The following is a 14,589-nucleotide window of genomic DNA, read 5'->3' as shown; positions in this document are numbered from 1 at the left end:
AACAATTAGTTTTGGAATTGAAAATGAAAACGAAAGAGCAATCTAGGAGAAAAAAGCATAAAAAAGATTAGATAATAAGGAGGAATTTTAAGAATGGTCAAAAAAACTATGGGGTTAATGATAGGGGTGTTACTACTATTTTCGTTAGCGGCTTGCAATCAACTTGAAGAGCGCGAAACTTTTGAATGGACAAATGAAAATGCGATTTATGCTTACGTTAAAGCTGGTCATGTAACCGAAATAATAAATAATGTTGAAGCTGCATTCGGTTCACTTAGTTTTGAAAAAGTCTATGTTGTACAAAAGCAAATAGATGCTTCAACACCACTTGAACTTCTCTTTGTTTTAGAAGATAACGGATCAGAAAAACAGCAAGACTTTATTGATCTTTTGAATAAAGACTCAAGGATAAGTCATGCAAGAAAGAGCCGTGATTTACCTTTTGATACTGTTGATAACCGACACATAGATAAAGTGAAAGATACTATCGCAGTTGGTGAAACATTGATATTAGAAGCAAAAGGGAATATTGATTACTATGTCCAACCTTTTAACCGTGAGGGTTTTCTAATAAAACCTATGATAAGTAAAACCTATACAGTTGCAGATTTTCCGCATGTTGACCTAAAGTCGGTTGTGGAGAGGGATAACGGATGGCTCTACTTAGAGTTAACATCTGAAGGATACTTCGAGGTAATTAAAGCGATAGATACTTTATCAAGATTGTCTACAATCAAGAGTGTAATGCCAGATAGAGACTTAATTAGCATAATTCCGCCAGTATGGAACATTTCAGACTCCACGATTGCTATTTTTGAATCAACGAATTACGGGGGGGCCCCTTCTGCGGTTATAAGAGGAATAAAGTCAGGTAAAGTAATAGTTGATTTTGACGGTGTAAGTTGCGAAATCACAGTCAAGTAAAATATTGTATTCTTCAAAGAATGTTAAGAGAATAAGAAATGATTTGAACGAGTTATTTAAGAGAAGTATTGCTGAAACACTTAATTGCAAAGTATCAAATATAAAAAATGAAATTCTAATCATTCCACTTACAATCAAAATTGAGATTTGCGATTTGAAGACATGTTTTGATAATTCATTGCAGAAACTAAATTCTCCTAGTGAAAGTGAAGACTCAGTAATGCTATTTAGTAAACTTAAATTTGATATTCTTTTTGAAATTGAAAATTAAGTTTATAAACATTTTCTTGAATGAATAGGCAACTATTTTCCTGATTTTCCCGTTATTTACCCAAAAACGTCCTCTAACTACCAGTAAAAAAAACAACCTGTTTTTCCACTATTTACGCACCAGTACCCACAGTTACCCTTATTTACTCAAAAACGGACTTTAACTTGCTGTTACGTTATTGCTAGGCTAAAAAACACTACCTTTTTAGTCTATAGAGACACCAAAATAATCTTTGATTAAGGCATAAAACAGCCTTATAAAGCGAAGAAATTGCACCTTTAGGGTGCTTTTTCTCTTTTTCTTTCATTGGTTGCCTCCTGCATATATTCTAGTTTACACTAAGTACATGTTTTTGATATCAGTTCAAAACCTGTTTGAATCAACCCTTCTAAGAACGAAAAAAGCCTAGCAATCGCTAGACTTTTTATTAACGTTCACAGCCGTCATCGCCACAGACATTTCCTTGGTCGCCTAAGGTTTGAAATGGGGATTTTTTAGGTTGTTCTGAGATGATTTTTTGAATGGTGTTTTCAAATACTTCCAAAGGTTGAGCTCCAGAAATGGCGTATTTACGGTTAAATACGAAGAATGGTACACCTTGGATTTGAATCTCTCTTGCTTCTTTAATATCGGTTTGAACTGCTTCTGTATAAGCGTTTGAATTAAGGACGGCTTCTACGTCATTTAAACCAATATCTGAAGCAAGTTCTAGAAGTGTTTCATTTAAACCGATATTGAGCCCTTCAATGAAGTGAGCTTTAAATAAACGTTCAGATAGTGCTTGATCCAAGCCTTTTGTTTTTGCATAACTGACTAAACGGTGCGCGTTGAAAGTGTTTGGATAATGCATCCCATCAAACTTATAGTGTAATCCGACGGTTAGCGCGTGCTGTCTCACACTTTCATTCATTTGTCTCACTTTTTCAGGAGTGAGGTTGTATTTTTTTGCTAAAACGTCGTTGGTCGATAACTGTGCTTCTGTTTTTGCATTCGGATCCAGTTGATACGCCTTATACACAATTTCATAATCGCCTGTATAGTTCTCTAAGGCTTTTTCAAGTTTTCGTTTTCCGATATAACAAAATGGGCATACATAGTCAGACCATATTTCGATTATCATCATTTCACCTACTTTGTACTAGGATTATATCAAAGGTATTTGTTTTCATACGGTTATTTGCTTATAATAAAACGGCTCACAATGAGCCGCTATTTTAGAAAATTAATCTTAGAATGAGGGTAATCAAGAGAACCCAAACCAAGACAAATGGTAGGGCATAATACCACTTTTTAGGTCTACCACCTAACCATAAATTACGGGATTGTTCCCGGTATAGTTCGAATTGAGCCTTGGGAATCCATTTGATTGTAAGTGTGATGAATAGGGGTAACAAAATGAGGTCATCTAGCATCCCAAAAAAAGGAATGAAATCTGGAATCAAATCGATGGGAGAAAGTGCGTAGAGGACAGTCAGTCCAGCAAATATTTTAGCTAGAAATGGGGTTTCTTTCGCTTTTAAGGCGATGAACACCGCTGGAATATCGACTTTAAGTTGTTTTGCACGTTCTTTTAAGCCCATAGGGTCTCCTTAAACTTAGTTTTATACTAAGAATCCAAATGCCGCTGCGAGGATGACAATGAGTGGTGCTGGTACCTTTTTAGATAATAACATTAAAGTAGACACCAATACTACCCCATAGACGATAAAATCGACGGGTAACTTAATCGACTGTGTAATCGCGGTCATTAAGATGAGACTCGCCGCGACCACAGTCACCCCTTTTAAGAAGTGTTTCATCAACACCATCTTGCGTGCGTTACGCCAAAGTGGGAATATAAAGAATATGAGTAAAATGCCTGGTAAGAAAATGCTCAGTCCACCAATGATTCCGGCGAGGAATGCGAAGCCGGTATCGGCGAATGACCTTGAACTGACAAAGGCTGCGAAACTAAAGAGCGGCCCCGGAATCGCTTGGTCAATGGCGTACCCAGAAAGAAAATCGTGTAGTGAGATTAAAGACTGCGACTCCACCAAATCTTGAATCATTAAAGGGATAACGATTTGTCCGCCGCCAATTACGGAATACCCATATCGGTAGAAGGATGTATAGAGTGTGACCCAGGGTGCTGTAATCCAAATTCTTAACCCTTCATTGAATAAAGCTAAACCAACTACAATCCCTAAAACCCACCATCTTGGCTTTAATTTAATCTCGGTTGGTTTTCGATCTTTCCAATGGGGGAGTAGACAAATGAGACCACCCATAACTAACATTAAAGGTACGACCCACATCGAATAGGACACCAATGTAAGTCCCACAATCAACATCAGGCTATATAGAATCCAGTCTTGACGTTTCTTTAAGACTTTTTTAGATAATGTAAAGGCTGCATAAATGATGAACGCGACAGCAACCGCCGGTAAGAATGTAATGATCGGTTTCCACGATTCGTTCTTATCGATTTGACTAAAGAATACTCCAATCAAACTCATTGTTAGAATCGCTGGTAATGCCCAAACCAAGAACGTTAATAACGCGAGGATTGGTCCCCCAACGTAATACCCTATCGCTGTAATCGTTTGAGAACTGCTCGGTCCTGGGACTAGTGCATAAAGCCCAATCATTTCCGTGAGTTCTTCTTCTTTAATGTATTGCCTCTTATCAACCAGAATCGATGAGAAAATCCCATAATGGGCTTCTGGTCCACCGTACGATCCAATTGAACATAAGAATACATCCTTTAAGAATGTTGACCATTTTACTTTATGTGTGTGTTCCATTTAAATGCCACCTTTTAATGTTGGATATTTTTTGTTAAAGATAATGAGTAATATAACGGCTGATGCTTCAATGAAGCTTGACAGTAAAACAATATATAATATATTAACTTCATAAAGAGCGCCAACGACCATTGAACCTAAAAACCAAGCTACACCAAATACGGTATAGAAAATCCCATAAGCGGTCGCGCGTTTGTCTTTAGATACTAAATTCGAAATGACTGCTTTTAATATCGATTCTTGAGCGCCCATGCCGATGCCCCATAGGATGACACCTAGAATAAGACCTATTTCGTTTGAAATGAGAAAAAATACTGGGGCTGACCATAGGGATATACTGATGGCTAAAATTAAGGATAACAAACCCTTTTTATCATAAAGGAATCCAAAGAATAATGCCGCAATCGCGTCTACACCCATGGCCAATGCGTAGAGTAAAGGTACCCAGGTGACATCGATTAAAATCACTTGGCTCATATGAAACGCAAGCACTGGGTAATCGATAAACCCGAACCCGATAAGCGCGATCCCAACCATATAGTAAATAAAGGCTTTGTTCCCTTTAATCGTCTTCTTCTCGGTTTGTTTTTCAAACGCATCTGGTTTTGGATACTTCACTCTCGCAATCACCAAAATGAGTAAGGTCAAGATAGCGAAGATGCCTAATAAACCAAAGGCGAGCTGATACCCATTGAGTTCGCTGCCTTTATTTAAGTTTAAAACTGTAAAGACGAAGATTGGACCTAGAAACGCACCGAACTGATCCATCGCTTCTTGGATTGCGAAAGATTTACCTGCCCCTAAATGTGGGGTTGTAAAGGATGTGAGTGCACTTTTAGCCGGTGCACGAATCCCTTTACCCACACGTTCTAATAATATGAGGATAATCGCGACTACATAGATGTTAGGCTGAACGAACATGAGTAATGGTATCACCAACAAATTGAGGGCGTATCCAATAAACATCATCAACCAATACTTCTTGGTTTTATCTGCGATTGGACCTGTGATTAACCGAAACGCTTGTCCGACGAATTCACCTAAGCCTGAGGTGAATGAAACCATAAAGGCGGATACGCCTAATAGACCTAAGTAAGGACCGTATATACTTCTCGCTCCTTCGTGGGTAAAGTCAGATAAGAGGCTAATGAATCCTAAGAGTAGTAAGAACAAAAATGCTTTTTTTACAATCGGTTCTTTTGTCATGTTAGTTGGCTTCTTTCTTTCTAACTTCTCCAGTTAATTCCTTCAGTTTAGCATTTAAGGCGTTTAATACCTTTTTACCTCTTTCGGTAATCTGTTAATACTTACGCATTCTACCTGATTCGGAATTTTCATAAACCTCAAGTAGCCCTTCTTTAACCATTTCTTTTAGAATTGGATAAATATGAGAAGGTCCCACATGGTAACCGTGGTGATTGAGTTCTTCAATCATCCAAACCCCATAAATGGGTTCTTTCGAAGCGTGGTAGAGAATATGCATATTTAAAAATCCAAGATACAGTTTCTTTTCATAACGACTGTTCATAGTGAGCCCACCTTTCATCATATCAATTTATGATATCATTATATTATAAGATTAGATCCATGTCAAAAAGTAGAGCTTAGGGTATTTTTTTTGATTTTAAAACGAATAACATTTCATAAATATATACTCTTAGTTATTTCATATCCGTTAACTATATGCTAGAATGAACTCAAACGAGGTAACTACTCATGAAACGATTCCTAATCCTTTACATCCTCACCTGTGCTTTCCTATTAACCGGCTGTGATTTTATCCAAACGAGTCCAGAAAGCCGTGAATTATCCAAAGCCTTAAAACAGTTTGAAGAATCTAACAATCAATTTCACTATTTATTAGACGTTTCCGTTAAAGGTACGGTTAGAGGCGGTACATTTAATGGGTATGCAAAACAAGAATATTATTATCAAAAAGAACCCTTTTACGTTCAAGTCTCGCATTATGGGTATACGGTCACTGAATATGAAGAAAATGGTCAATTCTATTTTGCAAGACTAGATCAATCTATTTATGGTCCTCGAGAAGCAGTCGAAATCATGAAAATAGATGAACCTTCATTGGTCGATTTAGATACTACTACAGGGTATGTAATCAAAGATATTAAGGTAGAAAAAGCGGATGAAAACCATTATGTATTGACAGGTTTATTTCCGAACTTCTTTTCAGAAAGAGATTACGAAATGTTGGTGGATACTTTAAAAGAGATTGATATATCTAAATCCTATTTAGATGAAAAATACGCCGTTTTTGAATTTAAGTTTACAGAAAATGCTGTTAATATGTCGGTTGGCTTTACCTTTAATACCGACGATTATCGCATGCAAATCGAAATCAGCAGCGATATAATTGCTGAAGCATTTACCCCATACAATTTTAAAGATACGAATCGGTATTTTGTATTACCAGACCCTAAAGATATTATTTCAATCGAACCCAATGAAGTTTTTTATTACGCGGCTGCCAGAACCTCACACACAGTTCATTATCAAATTCCATTAGAAAGAGGCACTTATACCTTACTCACAAATAGACTTATTAATGAAAAGCCAACTGTTGTTTTAAAAGATTCAAAGGGTGTAGTTCGTAATCGATTCCATAAAGGGGATACCGTGATGGATACTATCTTCTACTTCGATGTTGTTGAAGCTGGTATACACGATTTATACATCGATTACCCTTACTCTAGTAGTGGGCACCAATTAGAGTTTGTAAAAGTGGACTCCGATAGATTTCCAGATGAAAACTTGAGTTTGGTACTTAACGAGAATACAGAAGTCAAAGTTGATTTTGAATCAAACGCTGATTTTTTCAAGGTTTCCACAGACTTAGAGGAGTTATACTATGTAAGGTACAGTTCTAGCAGTTGGACAAACTTGATTGAGAATACCTACAACTTAGGTTTCTTTTTAAAACAGGAAGTTTATCAAACCAGTTTCATCCTGTCAAAAGATTCTGATCCAGTCTATATTTTCTCAGATAGTAACGGATTAATAACGCTTAGATTCGAACTATTTCCAATCAAACAATCTGTTGTTCGATCACTAGATGTGCTAAACACACTGACTGATACGTACCATGAAGACCCGTTTTATGGATATAATAATGTCCCCGTTCAATATATAAAAGTCGTCATAGATTCGGATGGATTATACAAATTTGGTACTGATCATAATGATGTATACATAAAGATAGGGAATTTAACTACACTTGAAGGTAATTTAATCGCTAAGATTACGGGATATGAAACCTACGAACTTCAAAAAGGAACCTACATTCTTGAAGTAGACGGTAGAGCTAACAGTATTTTCAAACTCAATTACACAAAGATATAAGGACAAATGGCTAATTTCAATAGCCATTTTCTTTTCAATTTGCTTATTAGAATCGAATTTGTTACGATACTAAGGTAAGGGTGATTAACATGGAAGAAAACAAACCAAAGCGCCGTAAACGCTACTCAGGAAAATATCCAAAAACATTTGAAGAAAAGTATAAAGAACAACAACCCGATAAGTACCAAGACGTGATTGAACACGTCATGGAAAAAGGGAATACTCCAGCTGGGATGCACCGGTCGATCATGATCGATGAAATCTTGGAGTTTTTAGCGATTCAACCCGGGGAAATCGGCTTAGATTGTACGCTTGGGTTTGGTGGTCACACGAAACACATGCTTACAAAACTCAACCATACCGGTCATCTTCACGCAACCGATTTAGACCCGATTGAACTGCCTAAAACTGAACAGAGATTATTGGATTCAGGATTTACATCAAATGATTTCACACTTCATAACATCAACTTCCGCGACTTAGATCAAATCCCTGTTGATGGGTTTGATTTTGTCTTAGCTGACCTTGGAGTCTCCTCAATGCAAATCGATGACCCATCGAGAGGCTTTACCTATAAGTTTGATGGGCCGCTCGACTTACGCATGAACCCGCATACCGGTATTCCCGCAAGCATTCGTTTATTAGAACTTACCGAAGACGAACTTGAAGGGATGCTCATCGAAAACGCCGATGAGACGTATGCGAAAGAAATCGCCCATGAAATCACGTTAACAAAAGCTCGTGGTGAGTTGATTCTAACCACGAAAGACTTATTTAAAGTCATCCAAATAGCCTTAAAGAATCTTCCAAAATCGATTCAAGAGGATTCTATTAAGAAAGCTGCCCAACGCACCTTCCAAGCACTTCGTATCGATGTCAATCAAGAATATGAAGCTTTATATGATCTTTTAGAAAAATTACCACTTCTACTCAAAAAAGGTGGACGTGTCGCGATTCTAACGTTCCACTCTGGTGAAGACCGACTCGTTAAAAAAGCCTTTCAACACTATCAAAGAACGGGTATATACGGTGCTGTCTTCGGACCGACACTACCCACGCAAACCGAGGTTTTCAATAACTCTAGAGCCCGTTCTGCGAAACTCAGATGTGCGATTAAAGCTTAAGGACAATTGATGTCCTTTTTCTTTTAGTTTAGACTTTTATTGGGTAGTTTCATTAAGAGTACAATTGAAACTACCATTAAAACCAATAGACTTGAATATAGGTATAACGTATGGTCAAAAAAGTCTAATATAAACCCAGAGATGAGTGTGCCTAGGATCGCGCCTACCCCATAAGCGGTAAAGAGTTTCCCATACGTTTTCGCATACTGTCTAACCCCATAATACGCTTTAACAGTAGCGGGGATGATGGCTAACCAAGCCCCTAAGTTAAACCAGAACAAACCGAAGGTAATACCAAATAGAATCGCGGAAGTCCCTTGGTTAAGGATACCAACCAAACTCGCTAATATCATTAAACCTACGCTGATGAGTCCAGAAACCCGTGTTGACGTTTGATCCATGACCCATCCAAACAAGGGCCTAGCGATACCGTTTAGGATTGCGAAAAGAGAGATCATTAGAGTTACTTGATTGGGATTTAAATCATAAAAGTCAACACCGATGGTATAGGTTAACCCAATCATCATTAAACCAATAGTCGTCGCGATAACAAATAACGCATAGATTATTTTAAATGGTTTTAATTTGATTTTGGTCGAATCCTCTTCTTTTTGAGCATTAAATGTTTTCTTTTCTTTTACAATGAATAGATAGGATAAAGGCAATTGAATCATCAAGAATATGAATCCTAAAACAAAGAAGGTCTCCCTTAAACTCCATGTTTCTATGAGTATTCTAGATAACGGTGCTGTAATTAGAGGAGACATCCCAAACCCTAATAAAATCAGTCCGGTCATTTGACCACTTTTCTTAGGAAATAGAATTTGAACCATATAGATTGGTACGCCATACACCATCCCTACACCAGTACCGATTAGTACCCCATACGTTAACGTTAATGCATAAATATGGGTAGTAATACCGGATAGAAAATACCCAAGTATGATCAGTAAAGTACCATAAAATACAATTTTACGAAGACGTTTAGGTTTTAAGTAACGTCCTGTAACCATCATCGAAAGTGCGTAAAAAAAGAGGGCTGTCATGTAAGGTAACCCACTTTCTAAGGTTGAGGTTTGATAGATTGATTCAATGTGGTATCTTAATACACTATAGGCATAAACGGTTCCCATCAGTAACATCATCGTGATACAAGATAGTACCCATAAAATATGTTTAGGTTTCATAACGATTCGTCCTTTTTTAGTTTTTTTTCATTATATCACAGAAAAAATATAATCCAAACGATTTTTCTTTGATGTTCAAATAATTATAAATAAATCGGTCTATTACGACATTTTACAAGTGTTTTGTGATAGAATAACAGTGAGGTGTTCCTATGACAACGATTGAAAAAAAGATTCTAGATTTGGAGAAACAAATCGAGGCTCAACAACGTCTAATTGACCATTTACTAGACGAACAAAACAAAGGTGACACGCTAGACTATTCTTGGACAGGCAATTTGGGTCGTTGGTATTGGGACGTACCGACCAACACAGTCACGTTTAACCCACTCAAAGCACAGGCATTAGGGTATAAACTCAGTGAGTTGAAACAACCGATTGGTTTTGACTTTTTCACATCCAAACTACATCCAGATGACTATGAACCTGTGATGGATAATATGCGTAAACATCTTTATGGGGAAACGCATGTGTATGATGTCGAGTACCGCATTAAAGCCAAAAACGGCGAATATCGCTTCTTTTATGACCGCGGGGTCGTAACAAAACGGGACGCTTTAAATCGACCATTACTGCTTTCTGGAATCGTGTTTGATATCACCGAACGAAAACAAAACGAACACCAATTACTCGAAGAAAAAGAACGTCTACTGAAGCGTTCAATCACAGACGAACTTACCAAAGTGTTCAATTACCGCGGTATTATCGATGACTTAAAACAAGCGATTCAAGACCTCGATTATCAGGATAATTTGTCAATACTCATGCTCGATATTGATGATTTTAAACAGGTAAACGACACGTATGGTCATATTAAGGGTGATGAGATTTTAAAAACCATCGCTACTGTGATTCAAAAGAACTTAAGAAAGACTGATTCTGTAGGTCGCTATGGTGGTGAAGAGTTCTTAGTTGTGTTTAGAAACACGGGTAGAATTCAAGCCATCGAAATATCCAACCGTATTCGTAAAGAGGTTGAACAAACGGTTTCCATTGATCAAAAACCAGTCACCATCAGTGGGGGTGTGTTTGAGTATCCAGGGTCTTCCTTATATGATTTTATTCATCAAGCTGACATCAATTTATATGAAGCGAAAAAACGCGGTAAAAACAAAATCGTCTAAAGGGGTGTGGATTACCACATCTTTTTTTATACATTATCGATTATAATGATTCTATGAGTGAGGTATGCAATCATGATTTCTTTTAAAAACGACTACAGTGAAATAGGTCACCCGAGGATTCTTGAATTACTCCAAAAATACAGTGAAACCCAGTTTAATGGTTATGGTTTAGATGTTTTATCCAATCAGGTTAAAAATCGTATTCAAGCCCTTTTAAAAACCCCAGTGGATATCCATTTTTTAGTTGGCGGAACGATCACAAACAAAGTCTTGATCAGCCACGTCTTAAAACCATATGAAGCGGTAATTTCCGCCGATACGGGTCATATATTTGTCCATGAAACCGGGGCGATTGAATCGACGGGTCATCAAATTATTTTAGTTCCAAATGAATCTGGTAAGTTATCCCCAGAAACGATTGATCCCATTTATCAAACCTATACCGATGAACACCGTGTCATCCCCAAGATGGTATATATCTCTAACGCAACCGAAACCGGGACGTATTACTCCAAAGCAGAACTTTCGGTTTTATATCACTACTGTCAAAGTAAAGGTTTATATTTATTTCTAGATGGTGCGAGATTAGGGGTTGCGTTAGCAGCTTCGAAACTCACTTTAGAAGATATCGCCTTATATACAGATGTCTTTTATATAGGCGGCACTAAAAATGGCGCGATGCTTGGTGAAGCTTTAGTCGTTAAAAACGACATATTGAAACCGCACATCCGCTATTCGATTAAACAAAGTGGCGGATTGCTTGCGAAAGGGTTTATCGCTGCACTACAATTTGAAGCCTTATTTCAAGACAATCTCTTCTTTGAGTTAGGCAATCACGCCAATCAAATGGCGATTCAATTAACCAAAGGGTTAAATGCCTTAGGGATTCAACCGTTATATCCGGTCCTAACCAATCAAATCTTTATTGACTTAAAATCGAATGTAGTTGATCAATTATTAAAATCCTATGCCTTTGAGATATGGACCGATAAAGGTTCTATTAAAACCATTCGTTTGGTGACTTCCTGGTTTACAAAACCAGAGATGATTGAGTCTTTGTTAACCAATTTAAAACACCTACTATAAACAAAAAGTTCAGAATTTCTGAACTTTTTTTATATGAGTTGATCGTAAGCTTCGTAAAATTGTTCCACCAAATAAGGGATATCTTCAATCACGGTATCCATTCCAAAGCTCACACGAATAATGCCTTCTTTATAAGGCGCTTGGATCGCTTCAATGACGTGAGAGACCCCAACTTCATGGGTATGACACGCACTGCCTGTGGATACATAAATGTGTTTTTGATTGAGTTTAAATTGAATCTTCAAACCGACAACATCAGGAATAGATAAAGATAATAATCCCGGAATACGGTTAGGCCCAATTTCAGGACCCAATAATTGAAACGGCATTTTCTCTTTAAGTTGGTGGATAAACGCTTTCGATAGTTCACTTAAGTGTTTATGTTTTTGGTCGTACTTAAGAGAGAGTACTTCGAGTGCCTTTTCAAACCCGACGATACCAATCACCGATTCCGTCCCGGCACGCAGATGTGTTTCCTGGCCACCACCATGAATGATGGGTTCAAGTTCAATGGTACTCTTTTTATAGAGTAATCCAATGCCTTTAGGGCCTTCGATTTTATGACCGGATAAGGTCATCATATCGACATTTAAAGCTTTTAAATCGATTGGAATGTGGGCGAGCATTTGAACTGCGTCCACATGTAGTATACTGCCCTGTTCATGGACGATTTTTTTCAATGGATTCTAAATCTTGGATCGTTCCGATTTCGTTATTTCCCCAAATAATACTGACTACAAGGGTGTTTGGATTGGTTAAAGATCTAAGTTCAACTAGGTCAATAAACCCTTCATGATCTACCTTTAAATAGTGAACTTTATAACCTTGTTTTTCCAAATACTGAACGGTTCTTAGAGTTGCTGCATGTTCAATTTGAGTGGTGATGATTTCTTTTTTATTTGGGTGTTTTGAAGCGTAGCCTTTGATTGCTAGATTGGTTGCTTCAGTACCTGAACCTGTAAAAATGAGTTCATTGGGCTCACAGTTTAGAATACTTGCAATCTGTTTTCTCGATTGTTCAATCGCTCTTTTAGCGGTCATACCGAGTTCGTGAATCGAGGATGGATTCCCATAAGATAACTTTAAAAAAGGCCACATGGCGTCCAGTACTAAAGGGTGAATTGGGGTCGTAGCTGCGTGGTCTAAATCAAAGATTTTCATGATTTCACGTCCAGTTTAAAAGTATGGTTTAAATAATTCATGAGTTCTAACTCTGGTAATTCAGTTTGAAGTTTCACATCAATTCGGATTTCTAAGGTTTGTTTCGACAACAAAATATGTTCTACTTCAGTCGCTAACTGTTCAATTGCGTAGGATTCATGAATGATACATGGATTCTCATCGTTAAACAGTTTAATGGACATTTGTTTGACGCTTTCGGGTTTAAATTTTAAATTGGAAACCGGACCTTTAAATACGGTTTTACCTTTGTTGTCGATGACATAAATACGTTTGATGTGCATAATAATCCCCTTAGATGACTCTAATAATATAGTATATCGCAACCCCTAAGAATACAAGAGCGTTCACGAGTTTAATGATATCTAATCGGTTTCTTACAAAGTTTGAAACCACGTGGATATTTTGAGATTTTAATGTAATGGCACTAATGACGATGAGTGGGGAAACAAATAATAAGACATAAACAAATAATAAAATGTTGAATAAGGCGACGTGTGCGGTGCGGTCGACAATGATTGCTGTCCACGCGACAAACGCTTGACCACTACATGGGAATTCGACAATCGCGACAAACATCCCGATTAAAAACGCAATTAAGTATACCGTGATGTCGCCCGATTCAATGCTTTCAGCGAAGTTATTCATGAGTTTCTTGGTTACAGCGAAGAAACGTCTGGGCAATTGGTTTTTAATTTCACCATACGCTTTTCTTCTGGCTGCGAAGAAATCCATGAAGTTTAAAGCCGAAATGAATAGTGCTAATACGATGATGATTGTATAGAACACAATCATATAAGGTGCGAGTAAGGCTAGGGCTTTCGATAAGAAAGTTCCTAAAATGAAGTATGTCACAAATATCGCAAGGATATAGGACAAACAAATATAAAAGATTGGTTTTGTGCGTTTCTTATCTGTTAAGAAGGATAAGAACATCAAAAGCATCGCGATGGCGCAAGGATTAAAGGCGTCTAGGATGCCTAAGACAGCGGTCGATCCTAACAATACCCATAAATCATTGAATGTGATATCGCCATAGACGAATTCAATGGGGTCTAATGGGGCTTGTTGATCCATAATCGCTTGGACATCCCCATTTTGAATGCCTTGAATGATTCGATCCGCACCATCAAAATAGGTATCCCCTACATAAAGAATCGGGACTAGGTTCTTATTTTTCGGGACATCGTAGGTTCTAGCGTAACGCGCAAACATTTCTTCAAATAAGTCGTAATCGACTTCACTGATGTACTTAGTGACGATATAGCCTTCGTCTTCAAGATCATCTAAAACCCCAGAGGACGCAACTTGTTGACAGTTTGAACAGGTTAAAGACCCGAAATAAATCGCGTCTACTTGGCTATCTGCTTGGATTCGTGTACCATAAATAATCACAGAAAAAAGGATGAGTCCACTGGCTAAAAGCCATTTTGTAAATGTATTCATAAATTGCTCCTTCATATAAACAAAAATATTCGTATCTATATGATAACACAAAAATGAAGTGACGTCTAAAATCACGTTAATATTGAAAAAAAGTATCTACTCAATATA

The 14,589-nt window shown here is 37.5% G+C and carries 15 protein-coding genes; 5 read left to right on the top strand and 10 right to left on the bottom strand.

The genetic code is table 11. From position 1 onward, the window contains the following. Window positions 1-93 precede the first annotated feature (93 nt). Window positions 94-924, top strand: coding sequence for a hypothetical protein (locus N7603_RS04775; RefSeq protein WP_262096222.1), 831 nt, complete (start codon window positions 94-96; stop codon window positions 922-924). Between the two features lie 698 nt (window positions 925-1,622). Here the strand turns inward: N7603_RS04775 and N7603_RS04770 are convergent. From N7603_RS04770 to N7603_RS04750, 5 genes are all read right to left on the bottom strand, one after another. Beyond that, window positions 1,623-2,315: a DsbA family oxidoreductase gene (locus N7603_RS04770; protein WP_262096221.1), complete on the bottom strand. Its 693-nt coding sequence runs from the start codon at window positions 2,313-2,315 to the stop codon at window positions 1,623-1,625. A 94-nt stretch (window positions 2,316-2,409) separates the two neighbouring features. Beyond that, on the bottom strand, window positions 2,410-2,775 hold the full coding sequence (locus N7603_RS04765) for a YkvA family protein (RefSeq protein ID WP_262096220.1): 366 nt from the start codon (window positions 2,773-2,775) through the stop codon (window positions 2,410-2,412). A 21-nt stretch (window positions 2,776-2,796) separates the two neighbouring features. After that, window positions 2,797-3,978: a chromate efflux transporter gene (gene chrA / locus N7603_RS04760; RefSeq protein WP_262096219.1), complete on the bottom strand. Its 1,182-nt coding sequence runs from the start codon at window positions 3,976-3,978 to the stop codon at window positions 2,797-2,799. After that, the gene (locus N7603_RS04755) at window positions 3,979-5,184 is read right to left on the bottom strand and encodes an MFS transporter (RefSeq protein WP_262096218.1); all 1,206 of its coding nucleotides are present in this window, start codon (window positions 5,182-5,184) and stop codon (window positions 3,979-3,981) included. A 94-nt stretch (window positions 5,185-5,278) separates the two neighbouring features. Next, entirely contained in the window at window positions 5,279-5,506 is a 228-nt protein-coding gene (locus tag N7603_RS04750) for a PadR family transcriptional regulator (RefSeq protein WP_262096217.1), read from the bottom strand. 188 nt (window positions 5,507-5,694) lie between these two features. Between N7603_RS04750 and N7603_RS04745 the strand changes: the two genes are divergently transcribed. Next, window positions 5,695-7,335 carry a hypothetical protein gene (locus N7603_RS04745; protein ID WP_262096216.1) on the top strand — a complete coding sequence of 547 codons (1,641 nt, stop codon included), beginning with the start codon at window positions 5,695-5,697 and terminating at the stop codon, window positions 7,333-7,335. Window positions 7,336-7,424: 89 nt separating this feature from the next. Further along, window positions 7,425-8,459: a 16S rRNA (cytosine(1402)-N(4))-methyltransferase RsmH gene (gene rsmH, locus N7603_RS04740; RefSeq protein ID WP_262096215.1), complete on the top strand. Its 1,035-nt coding sequence runs from the start codon at window positions 7,425-7,427 to the stop codon at window positions 8,457-8,459. 23 nt (window positions 8,460-8,482) lie between these two features. Here the strand turns inward: rsmH and N7603_RS04735 are convergent, their stop codons facing one another. After that, entirely contained in the window at window positions 8,483-9,646 is a 1,164-nt protein-coding gene (locus N7603_RS04735; RefSeq protein ID WP_262096214.1) for an MFS transporter, read from the bottom strand. A 152-nt stretch (window positions 9,647-9,798) separates the two neighbouring features. Between N7603_RS04735 and N7603_RS04730 the strand changes: the two genes are divergently transcribed. Next, window positions 9,799-10,770 (top strand): sensor domain-containing diguanylate cyclase, encoded by a 972-nt coding sequence (locus tag N7603_RS04730; protein WP_262096213.1) that lies wholly within the window; start codon window positions 9,799-9,801, stop codon window positions 10,768-10,770. A gap of 72 nt (window positions 10,771-10,842) precedes the next feature. Further along, window positions 10,843-11,856 carry a threonine aldolase family protein gene (locus tag N7603_RS04725; RefSeq protein ID WP_262096212.1) on the top strand — a complete coding sequence of 338 codons (1,014 nt, stop codon included), beginning with the start codon at window positions 10,843-10,845 and terminating at the stop codon, window positions 11,854-11,856. Between the two features lie 29 nt (window positions 11,857-11,885). Here the strand turns inward: N7603_RS04725 and N7603_RS04720 are convergent, their stop codons facing one another. The 4 genes from N7603_RS04720 to N7603_RS04705 are packed head-to-tail and all read right to left on the bottom strand — an operon-like array spanning window position 11,886 to window position 14,481. Next, window positions 11,886-12,536, bottom strand: a complete 651-nt coding sequence (locus tag N7603_RS04720; protein WP_262096211.1) for a cysteine desulfurase family protein — start codon at window positions 12,534-12,536, stop codon at window positions 11,886-11,888. Next, complete coding sequence (locus N7603_RS04715) at window positions 12,517-13,017, bottom strand: cysteine desulfurase family protein (protein WP_262096210.1); 501 nt, start codon at window positions 13,015-13,017, stop codon at window positions 12,517-12,519. Before N7603_RS04715 ends, N7603_RS04720 begins: the two co-directional genes overlap by 20 nt. After that, on the bottom strand, window positions 13,014-13,319 hold the full coding sequence (locus tag N7603_RS04710; RefSeq protein ID WP_262096209.1) for a hypothetical protein: 306 nt from the start codon (window positions 13,317-13,319) through the stop codon (window positions 13,014-13,016). The genes N7603_RS04715 and N7603_RS04710 overlap by 4 nt, the downstream gene beginning before the upstream one ends. Before the next feature lie 10 nt (window positions 13,320-13,329). Continuing rightward, window positions 13,330-14,481, bottom strand: coding sequence for a cytochrome c biogenesis CcdA family protein (locus tag N7603_RS04705; RefSeq protein ID WP_262096208.1), 1,152 nt, complete (start codon window positions 14,479-14,481; stop codon window positions 13,330-13,332). Window positions 14,482-14,589 lie beyond the last annotated feature (108 nt).

Source organism: Paracholeplasma vituli (assembly GCF_025446935.1).
Lineage (GTDB): Bacteria > Bacillota_I > Bacilli_A > Acholeplasmatales > UBA5453 > Paracholeplasma > Paracholeplasma vituli.
Note: the sequence above shows the minus strand (reverse complement) of the source record. Positions and strands in the feature narration are given on the sequence as shown.

Excerpts from the sequence above, each read along its gene's own strand:
- N7603_RS04755 (WP_262096218.1), bottom strand. The coding sequence starts at position 5,184 with ATGACAAAAGAACCGATTGTAAAAAAAGCATTTTTGTTCTTACTACTC.
- N7603_RS04725 (WP_262096212.1), top strand. The coding sequence starts at position 10,843 with ATGATTTCTTTTAAAAACGACTACAGTGAAATAGGTCACCCGAGGATT.
- N7603_RS04745 (WP_262096216.1), top strand. The coding sequence starts at position 5,695 with ATGAAACGATTCCTAATCCTTTACATCCTCACCTGTGCTTTCCTATTA.
- N7603_RS04730 (WP_262096213.1), top strand. The coding sequence starts at position 9,799 with ATGACAACGATTGAAAAAAAGATTCTAGATTTGGAGAAACAAATCGAG.
- N7603_RS04775 (WP_262096222.1), top strand. The coding sequence starts at position 94 with ATGGTCAAAAAAACTATGGGGTTAATGATAGGGGTGTTACTACTATTT.
- N7603_RS04710 (WP_262096209.1), bottom strand. The coding sequence starts at position 13,319 with ATGCACATCAAACGTATTTATGTCATCGACAACAAAGGTAAAACCGTA.
- chrA (WP_262096219.1), bottom strand. The coding sequence starts at position 3,978 with ATGGAACACACACATAAAGTAAAATGGTCAACATTCTTAAAGGATGTA.
- N7603_RS04705 (WP_262096208.1), bottom strand. The coding sequence starts at position 14,481 with ATGAATACATTTACAAAATGGCTTTTAGCCAGTGGACTCATCCTTTTT.
- N7603_RS04770 (WP_262096221.1), bottom strand. The coding sequence starts at position 2,315 with ATGATAATCGAAATATGGTCTGACTATGTATGCCCATTTTGTTATATC.
- rsmH (WP_262096215.1), top strand. The coding sequence starts at position 7,425 with ATGGAAGAAAACAAACCAAAGCGCCGTAAACGCTACTCAGGAAAATAT.
- N7603_RS04765 (WP_262096220.1), bottom strand. The coding sequence starts at position 2,775 with ATGGGCTTAAAAGAACGTGCAAAACAACTTAAAGTCGATATTCCAGCG.
- N7603_RS04735 (WP_262096214.1), bottom strand. The coding sequence starts at position 9,646 with ATGAAACCTAAACATATTTTATGGGTACTATCTTGTATCACGATGATG.
- N7603_RS04715 (WP_262096210.1), bottom strand. The coding sequence starts at position 13,017 with ATGAAAATCTTTGATTTAGACCACGCAGCTACGACCCCAATTCACCCT.
- N7603_RS04750 (WP_262096217.1), bottom strand. The coding sequence starts at position 5,506 with ATGAACAGTCGTTATGAAAAGAAACTGTATCTTGGATTTTTAAATATG.